The 8,857-nt window shown below is 43.9% G+C and carries 6 protein-coding genes; 1 reads left to right on the top strand and 5 read right to left on the bottom strand.

Annotated features, from left to right (window positions below; translation table 11 throughout):
* The first annotated feature begins 111 nt into the window (after positions 1 to 111).
* Positions 112 to 330: a hypothetical protein gene (locus tag DEM91_RS01300; protein WP_249857603.1), complete on the top strand. Its 219-nt coding sequence runs from the start codon at positions 112 to 114 to the stop codon at positions 328 to 330.
* A 111-nt stretch (positions 331 to 441) separates the two neighbouring features.
* Here DEM91_RS01300 and aspA read toward each other — a convergent pair whose 3' ends face one another.
* The 5 genes from aspA to purL all read right to left on the bottom strand — a co-directional run bounded on the left by aspA (position 442) and on the right by purL (position 8,323).
* Positions 442 to 1,860 carry an aspartate ammonia-lyase gene (gene aspA, locus DEM91_RS01295; RefSeq protein WP_249857602.1) on the bottom strand — a complete coding sequence of 473 codons (1,419 nt, stop codon included), beginning with the start codon at positions 1,858 to 1,860 and terminating at the stop codon, positions 442 to 444.
* 401 nt (positions 1,861 to 2,261) lie between these two features.
* Positions 2,262 to 3,176, bottom strand: a complete 915-nt coding sequence (locus DEM91_RS01290; RefSeq protein WP_249857600.1) for a DMT family transporter — start codon at positions 3,174 to 3,176, stop codon at positions 2,262 to 2,264.
* A gap of 162 nt (positions 3,177 to 3,338) precedes the next feature.
* Positions 3,339 to 3,914: a chromate transporter gene (locus DEM91_RS01285; protein ID WP_249857598.1), complete on the bottom strand. Its 576-nt coding sequence runs from the start codon at positions 3,912 to 3,914 to the stop codon at positions 3,339 to 3,341.
* Between the two features lies 1 nt (position 3,915).
* A complete protein-coding gene (locus DEM91_RS01280; protein WP_249857596.1) occupies positions 3,916 to 4,506 on the bottom strand; it encodes a chromate transporter in 591 nt (196 codons plus the stop codon).
* A gap of 112 nt (positions 4,507 to 4,618) precedes the next feature.
* Complete coding sequence (gene purL, locus DEM91_RS01275) at positions 4,619 to 8,323, bottom strand: phosphoribosylformylglycinamidine synthase (protein ID WP_249857594.1); 3,705 nt, start codon at positions 8,321 to 8,323, stop codon at positions 4,619 to 4,621.
* Positions 8,324 to 8,857: the final 534 nt, after the last annotated feature.

The following is an 8,857-nucleotide window of genomic DNA, read 5'->3' as shown; positions in this document are numbered from 1 at the left end:
CAAAAGGGCTGACACCTCGTGAGAAGTGTCAGCCCTAAATTATTTTGTTTAATAAAGTTTTACCGGACAGCAATAATCTTCAACACTTCGGGTGGCAAACAAACCAACGATTTGAAGTTTCAAAATGGTGCATACTATAATCCCACAGGTGTAAACTTAGGTGTGGTGACGGGCATCAACAATGTTGCTCAAACATCGAAAACGACTTCTGTTAAGATATATACCCTCCAAGGCTGTGAGATAGGGACAACGAATAATGTTCAGCGTGCATTGCAGCAGTTGCCAAAGGGAGTGTATCTCATCAATCATCAAAAGGTTGTCGTGCCATAAATATGAAGCATTGTGCGGTCTTGTTTTAGCAAATAACAATCAATAAAAAGGACGTGGACAACATTGCCCACGTCCTTTTCATTGAGTCTAAAGAAGTTTCGGATTACCCTGTTATACTTCTATCTTCTTGTGTACGTTGAGCATACCTTTGGGATCGAGAATTTTGTCTACCTCTTCTTTGGACAAGAATCCTTTTTCCACTACAATTTCGTGCAAGCTCTTGCCTGTTTTTAACGCTTCCTTAGCCACTTTGGTACTGTTCTTGTAACCAATGTAAGGATTCAATGCGGTAACAATTCCAATGGAATGGTTCACCACATCAAGATTGTGCTGGGTGTTAATGGTAATACCTTTCACACATTTATCAGCCAATGTATTCATGGCATTGTTCAGCCACTGTGAGCTTTCAAACAGACATTGCACAATGATAGGCTCCATCACATTGAGTTGCAACTGTCCAGCCTCTGCTGCTATGGTGATGGTTGTATCGTTACCAATGACCTTGAAGCAAACTTGATTGGTTACTTCTGGAATCACAGGATTTACCTTGCCTGGCATAATGGAAGAGCCGGGAGCCATAGGAGGCAAGTTGATTTCGTGTAGACCACAACGAGGACCCGATGCCATCAATCGCAAGTCGTTACAAATCTTTGATAATTTAACAGCCAATCGTTTCATGGCACCTGAATAGCTCACATAATCGGCTGTGTCGGGTGTAGCAGCAATCATATCGTCTGCTTCCTTAAAATCCTCTTTTGTGTATTCTGCCAAATACTTGGTCACCAACTTGTCGTACCCTGGTGCTGCGTTAATACCTGTACCAATGGCAGTTGCTCCCATGTTGATGGTCAAAAGGCGCTTGGCGTTTTCGTTTAGGAAGTCTATTTCTTGCTCTAAACTGTGTGCAAAAGCCTTAAACTCTTGCCCTGAAGTCATAGGCACTGCGTCTTGTAACTGTGTACGTCCCATTTTCACAGCATCTTTGTATTCATCGGCTTTGCTGTTGAATGTGTCTACAAGGTGGCGAAGACTCTCCACCAACGTCTTGTTCATTCGATATACAGCGTAACGTAGTGCAGTGGGATAAGCGTCATTGGTAGACTGTCCACAGTTCACATGGTCGTTAGGATAGCAATGCGCATAATCCCCTTTTTTATACCCCATGATTTCCAATGCACGGTTGGCAATCACTTCATTGGCATTCATGTTCACCGATGTACCAGCGCCACCCTGAACCATATCTATAGGGAATTGATCTTGCAACTTTCCCTCAATAACGTCATCACAGGCTTTGCAAATGGCTTCTGCAATGTGTGCATCTAAGAAGTCTGCCTCTGCATTGGCTTTAGCAGCAGCCTTCTTGACATAGGCTATCGAGATAACAAAGTCGGGATAGTCGCTCATCTTTCCTGTCGATATCTTGTAATTGTTAATAGCACGCTGAGTTTGCACGCCATAATACGCATTTGTAGGAACTTGTAATTCTCCTAACAAATCACTTTCTACTCTGTAATTTTGGTCTTTTTCCATTGTGTATTTTTTTTTCGTTAACATTTTATATGGTGATATTTTTCTCTTTATGATATTGTGAGATGAATTCTGAATTTGTCGTGATAAATGTACCCGCCATCACTGCTTTCCTAAAAAGTATATGTGGCATGTCCTCCATTGTAAAGTCCACTAAATGTTTTTAGTGTTTGCGCTGTACTGCTACCACAGAAGATAGACAGAATGATAATCAGGATGTTTTTCATCAATTGATATTTTTGAAATATCGCCTTTCCTTTTTTATAATCTTCTTTTCAGATGATATAAATAGTTGTTAATATGACGGTTTTGCAAGATGGTTTGCACATCTTTATTTCCTTTCGCAAATATAGATATAATATTTGACATGCGCTCTTGTTTACGTCTTATTTTATGGTGTTTTTTCAAATTGAAGAGACAATATCTTTTTCTGCTTTTGTCTTATGGTGTGCATTTTTAAGAATTAACACTGCTACGGCAATCAATATCAACACAAATCCGATGGCTATGTGTACCGTAAACGGTTCGCCAAAGACCATAATGCCGATACACATCGCCGTTAGTGGTTCGAAGGCACCGAGTATTGCCACCAAGGTGCTGCCAATACTCTTCAGCGACAAGATGAGGGTGATGTTGCTTACTACTGTTGGAAGCAAGCCCAACAGGAAGAGGTTGAGCAGGACCGTACCCGTATGAATGGCTGGCAACCCACCTGAGGTGAATATGGCGTATAACATGAGCAGCAGCATCGTGAAGAAGAAAATATAAAAGTTTACTTTTATGGTGGGTATGGTGCGTATGTTCATAGTAGGATAGGCAACCATATAAATAGCGTACGACAGTCCTGACAGAAGCTCTAAGCAGATGCCCAAAACAGAGATGTTGCCAACACCGTTCTCAATTCCTGATAAGAAACATACCCCTGCCACTGCCAGTCCTATGGCTAAAAAGGTAGTACCCGATGCCTTTTCACCCCTAAAAATCATCATTAACAGAGCAGTCCACACAGGATATGAAAACATGATAACGGTTGCGATGCCGCTGGACAGATAACGATAGCCCTCGATAAGGAAAACTGCCGACCCGGTATACATAGTGGATAGCAGCATGAGGCGGAGCGATTCGCCAAAGCGAAGATGTAGACTTTGCCGTTGGTACATCAGCACAACAAGCATAATGAGACAAGCAAAAGCAAAACGATACACTAACACTGCGGTGGAGGGCATGCCCGTTGCTAATACTGGAAGACTAAAGAGTGGTATAAGCCCAAAGGCTGTTGCAGATGTGATGGCTCCTACAAAACCATGTATTTTGTTCATTGGTTTTTAGTTAATGAGTTAATGAGTTAATGAGTTGATAAGTTGTTTTAGTTCACGAGTTCATAAGTTGATGAGTTCATAAGTTGATGAGTTGATCTCCATTACAGCAAACTTGCAAACTAATCAACTCAGAAACTCAGAAACTTACAAACTTATATACTCTCAATACAGCAACATCAACCCTGCGAATGCCGCATAGCAAATCATTCGGATAGGATTAATTTTGATATATTTCGTTCCTATAAATGTTGCGATGAATAAGGCAATACTAATCCAAAACTGCCATGGATTTCCTACCATTGAGCCAAAGTTTTCCTCGTTCATCAGCAGTAGGGTAGCAGCAGCCAAGAGACCAACAACAGCAGGTCTAAGACCACTAAAGATATTTTGCACTGGTTCTGTATTCATATATTTCATAAACATCTTACTAATGAGTATCATGAGGATAAGGGAAGGTAGCACCAAGGCAGTGGTGGCAACAACGGAGCCTAAAACCGACATCCACATGCCATATCCTGCATTGTGAATAGCAGCATAGCCACAATAGGTGGCAGAGTTGATGCCTATGGGGCCAGGTGTCATCTGACTGATAGCCACAATGTTGGTAAACTCCGCACTTGTCAACCAGTGGTGTTGTATCACTGTCTCTGTTTGTATGAGCGACAGCATACCGTAACCACCACCAAAACCAAACAAACCTATTTGGAAAAAGGTAAAGAAGAGATAGAGATAAATCATATTACTCAGTAGGCTTGATAAACTGTCCGTAAATATATCCACCTGCCGCTGCAGCTATGATAATAAAAATAGGGTTGACTCCAACCGCCCATATCAGCAGCGCAGAAATAATGGGTATCCAACAGTTGACTAACGAAATCTTTGCACTCTTTGCTAAGTTGAAGGTGGGTACGGCTATCAAGGCGACAACCGCAGGTCGAATGCCATTGAACATGGCTGCTATCCAAGGCACGTCCATAAAACAATGAAAGAACATCGCAATCAGCAAAATGATGAGAAAAGACGGCAATGCCGTCCCTGTAGCCGTACAAATGGCTCCGGGTGTGCCTCGTAACTTATAGCCAACAAAGGTGCTGATATTGATAGCAAACACACCGGGACAGCTCTGTGCAACGGCGATGAGGTCGAGGAACTCATCTTTCTCTATCCAATGATGCTTCTCCACTACCTCTGTTTCGATAATGGGAATCATGGCATAGCCACCACCAAGGGTAAACGCTCCTATCTTGAAGAATGTCTTAAAGAGCGTCGTCCAGCGGTAGTTGTCCTGCGATGTCTCTGCCGTGTTGGGTGTTTTGATATGATTGCCCATGCGCTATAAAAAGTGATAGTCTCTTTACTTGAATACCTTTTTTATCTACTTATCAACTCGTCAACTTGTTAACTCGTCACCTTGTCAACTCGTCACCTCGTCAACTTGTTAACTATACTTTCCCTTCTATCCACTTTCTCGCATTTACAAATGCCTCTATCCATGGAGTCACTTCATCACAGCGATGCTTGTGTGGATAATAAGCAGTTTGCCAAGGGAAGATAGCGCGTTCTAAGTGGGGCATCATTGCCAAATGACGTCCATCCGCAGAACAGATGCCAGCCACACTGTAGTCGCTGCCATTTGGATTTCCTGGATATTCACTGTAGTTGTATTTTGCAACAATATGATACTTGTCTTCTGACTCTGGCAAGCTAAACTTCCCTTCTCCATGTGCTACCCATATACCCAATTTGCTATGAGCGAGGCTGCCAAGCATCACACTGTTATTCTCTGGAATAGAAAGACTTAAGAATGCACTCTCAAACTTTTGTGAGTCGTTGTGCAATAAGTGTGTGCGGTGTTCATGTTCAGGGTTAATCAAGTTCAGCTCTGCCATCAACTGGCAACCGTTACAGATTCCTAATGAGAGCGTATCCTTACGAGCATAGAACTTATCGAGTGCTTCTTTCGCTTTGGGATTGTATAGGAATGCGCCTGCCCAACCTTTTGCTGAACCCAACACATCACTGTTTGAGAAACCCCCACAGAATACAATCATATGGATATCTTCCAGTGTTTCTCGACCAGATATCAAGTCGGTCATCATCACATCTTTCACATCAAAGCCTGCTAAGTATAAGGCATAAGCCATTTCGCGTTCGCCATTGGTTCCTTTCTCTCGGATAATGGCGGCTTTAATTCCTGATGCGGAGCGACGGTTGGCATCCAACTGGTATTGAGAGAGCTTGCCCGTGAACCCATCCTTGAAGTGCCACTCAACGGGTTGTTGCCAATAGTTCTGTCGGCGTTCGTCTGCTTTTCCATTCATGCTCTGTCGTTGATCCAGCAGATAAGATGTCTGATACCATGTGTCACGCAATGCATCAATCTCAAATTTGTGTTCCCATTCACCTTTCTTTATCACGAGCTGGCGTACTTTGGGGGTAGGGTAGCCTATCTTGGCATATCCAATACCTTCAGCTTCTAAGTATTCGCGCAATGCTTGTTTGTGCGTGTCGGATACCTGAATGATGACACCCGGATTTTCGGCAAATAGGGCTTTCACTACATCCTCTTCTGCAAAATCGTAAAGATTTACGTGGATGCCCCCATCAGGATTGGCAAATGTCATTTCTAAAAGGGTAGTAATCAAGCCACCAGCACTAATGTCATGGCCTGCCATCACCCAACCTTTCTTGATTAAGGCTTGAACTGCTTCAAAACAATCGGCGAAATACTCTGGGTTTTTCACCGTCGGAACGTCACTCCCCACTTTTCCTAAGGTTTGCGCAAAGGCACTTCCACCCAACCGCTGGTCGTCGAAAGAGAAATCAATGTAGTAGAGTGATGAGTTCTTATCGTTCACTAATACAGGTGAAACCACTTTTTTCACATCTTCCACTTCGCCTCCTGCGCTGACAATGACGGTTCCCGGAGAGATGATTTTCTCGCCATTAGGATATTTCTGGGTAAGCGACAGCGAGTCTTTTCCTGTGGGTACGTTGATGTGGAGCGAGCAACAGAAGTCGCTCAACGCCTCAACAGCAGCATACAGGCGTGCATCTTCGCCCTTTTGTGAGCGGCAAGGCCACATCCAGTTGGCTGATAGCGAGATGCCTTCCAGCCCATCTGTGAGCGGAGCCCACACAATATTGGTGAGAGCCTCTGCCACACTGAGCACGCTCCCCGCTTGTGGCGAAGCCAATCCTGCTTGTGGCGCATGCCCTATCGCTGTTGCAATACCTTTCTTGCCGCGATAGTCTAAAGCCACGACACCACAGTCGGAGAGAGGCAACTGTATCTTGCCTTGACATTGTTGGCGTGCAATCCTTCCTGTTACAGAGCGGTCCACCTTGTTGGTGAGCCAGTCTTTACACGCTACAGCTTCTAATTGTAGCACTTTGTCAAGATAGCTATCTATTTGGTCTTGGCTATAGGTGGCGTTTTCGTAATGGCGTTCTACCGTCTCATCTTTCATAATGGTCTTGGGCGAATGTCCAAACATTTGTGCCACATCTAAGTCAAACGGTTTCTTTCCATCCCCTTGTACGAATGAGAAGTGAGCGTCGCCAGTGGTCTCACCTACCACGTAGAGCGGTGCACGCTCACGTTCGGCAATCGCCTTTACGTGGTCAAGATGTTGCTCGTCAATGAGCAGTCCCATGCGCTCCTGACTCTCGTTGGCAATGATTTCCTTGGCACTGAGCGTCTTATCACCAATCGGCAACTTGGTCATGTCAATCTCTCCACCGCAGTCTTCTACCAATTCAGACAAGCAGTTCAGGTGTCCTGCACTACCATGGTCATGGATAGACACCACAGGGTTGCTGTCTTCTTCCACCAAAGCCCTTACCAAGTTGTAGGCACGCTTTTGCATTTCGGGGTTAGCACGCTGTATAGCATTCAGTTCTACACCACTGGTATAGCGTCCTGTATCAACAGATGACACGCTTCCGCCACCCAAACCAATGCGGTAGTTGTCGCCACCAACTACTACCACCTTATTGCCTTTTTGCGGTTCTTTCTTCAAGCAGTCGCGTTTTTTGCCGTAGCCAACACCGCCAGCCAGCATAATTACCTTGTCGTAACCCAATTTTTGGTCGTCTTCTTGGTGTTCAAAAGTGAGTACCGAACCGCAGATTAAAGGTTGTCCGAACTTGTTTCCGAAGTCGCTGGCACCATTCGAAGCCTTGATGAGTATTTGTTCGGGCGATTGATAGAGCCATTTACGCACGGGCAGGATGTTCTCCCATGACCGTGCTTCGCCTTGCAATCGGGGGTAGGCTGTCATGTAAACGGCTGTGCCTGCTAATGGCCAAGAGCCTACGCCACCACCCATACGGTCGCGAATCTCTCCACCTGTTCCTGTTGCAGCACCGTTAAAGGGCTCTACGGTGGTGGGGAAGTTGTGTGTTTCGGCTTTCAAAGAGATGACACTCTCAATGTCTTTTACTTTGAAATAATCACTGGTCGCCTGATTTTCGGGTGCAAACTGTTCTATCATGGGACCTTGTGCAAAAGCCACATTGTCCTTGTAGGCAGACAGTATCTTGCCCGGATTCTCTTTGGTGGTACGCTTAATCATGGCAAAGAGCGAGGATTCTTTTTCTTCACCGTCAATGATAAATGTGCCACCGAATATCTTATGCCGACAGTGTTCAGAATTGATTTGTGCAAACCCGAATATTTCGCTGTCGGTGAGGGGTCTTCCGTTCTGCTTTTCTATGGTGTGTAGGTACGCCATCTCTTCTGGCGAGAGTGCCAATCCCTCTTGCTCGTTATACTGTTCCAGATTTTCAACCAGCTTGATAGGCTCTGGTTGGTGATTCACCTCAAAAATGTCTTGTCCCAATCCGTCGTACATTCTTTGCAACATCGTGTCATGTTCCGCCTCTTTTGAGCGAACAGGGAAGAACTCCTCAATACGCAAAATGCCGCTTAGATTCATATTTTCAGTAATCTCAACGGCATTGGTACTCCATGGAGTAATCATTTCGCGCCGTGGTCCTACGAAGAAACCCTCAAGCTGCTCTGCATCCAAGCAAGTAGCTTGCCCAAAGAGCCAACACAGTTTGTCGATGTCTTCTTGACAAGGTTGGTGGTTTATCTCCGTTGCAATGATATTCTTTTGGGGTGTTTCAAAGAAAAGAATCATATCTGTAAAATTAGTATAAAGGTGAATGTTTGTCTTTTAAGAAAAAGATAATATCTACACCCAAGAATAGTTTGTAGATGGGCATGATTTATCTCTTTGTTGAGGCGAAGCCTATCTTCTCTGCAAAGATACTGCAAACTGTGGACAGCACAAAATAAAATGATTGATATTTGCCTTATACGGTTTTTATAAGGAAGCAAAATAGGCTGTTTTGGTGAGTAAAACAGCCTATTTTGCCAGATAAAACAGTTTATTTTATAAAAGAAGTATCATCATAAAAGCAATAATGGTCATTGCGCTACTGTGTGAATCTGCTTTTTATAGGAATGTGAATAAAAAACGTATTCGCTTTTCGTGAAGGCAAAAAAGAGGGTATAGAGACGTGTAGGATGTGGACGTTAGGCTGGTTCTATAAATTAGCTTTGTTAGATTTTGTGCTTATTTTTGAGGTCAAAAATGTAAGAGAGTGAAGGAGTGTAGCGAGCTACACGACTGAACGAACTTGCATTTTGAACCAAAAAGAAGCGCAAAAGA

It is taken from the genome of Prevotella sp. TCVGH, assembly GCF_023522295.1.
GTDB classification, from domain to species: Bacteria; Bacteroidota; Bacteroidia; order Bacteroidales; family Bacteroidaceae; genus Prevotella; species Prevotella timonensis.
This window is presented reverse-complemented; position numbering and strand designations above follow the sequence as displayed.

What these genes read in the sequence shown, in the direction of transcription:
- aspA (WP_249857602.1), bottom strand. Translation starts at nt 1,860, where the DNA reads ATGGAAAAAGACCAAAATTACAGAGTAGAAAGTGATTTGTTAGGAGAA.
- DEM91_RS01290 (WP_249857600.1), bottom strand. Translation starts at nt 3,176, where the DNA reads ATGAACAAAATACATGGTTTTGTAGGAGCCATCACATCTGCAACAGCC.
- DEM91_RS01285 (WP_249857598.1), bottom strand. Translation starts at nt 3,914, where the DNA reads ATGATTTATCTCTATCTCTTCTTTACCTTTTTCCAAATAGGTTTGTTT.
- DEM91_RS01280 (WP_249857596.1), bottom strand. Translation starts at nt 4,506, where the DNA reads ATGGGCAATCATATCAAAACACCCAACACGGCAGAGACATCGCAGGAC.
- purL (WP_249857594.1), bottom strand. Translation starts at nt 8,323, where the DNA reads ATGATTCTTTTCTTTGAAACACCCCAAAAGAATATCATTGCAACGGAG.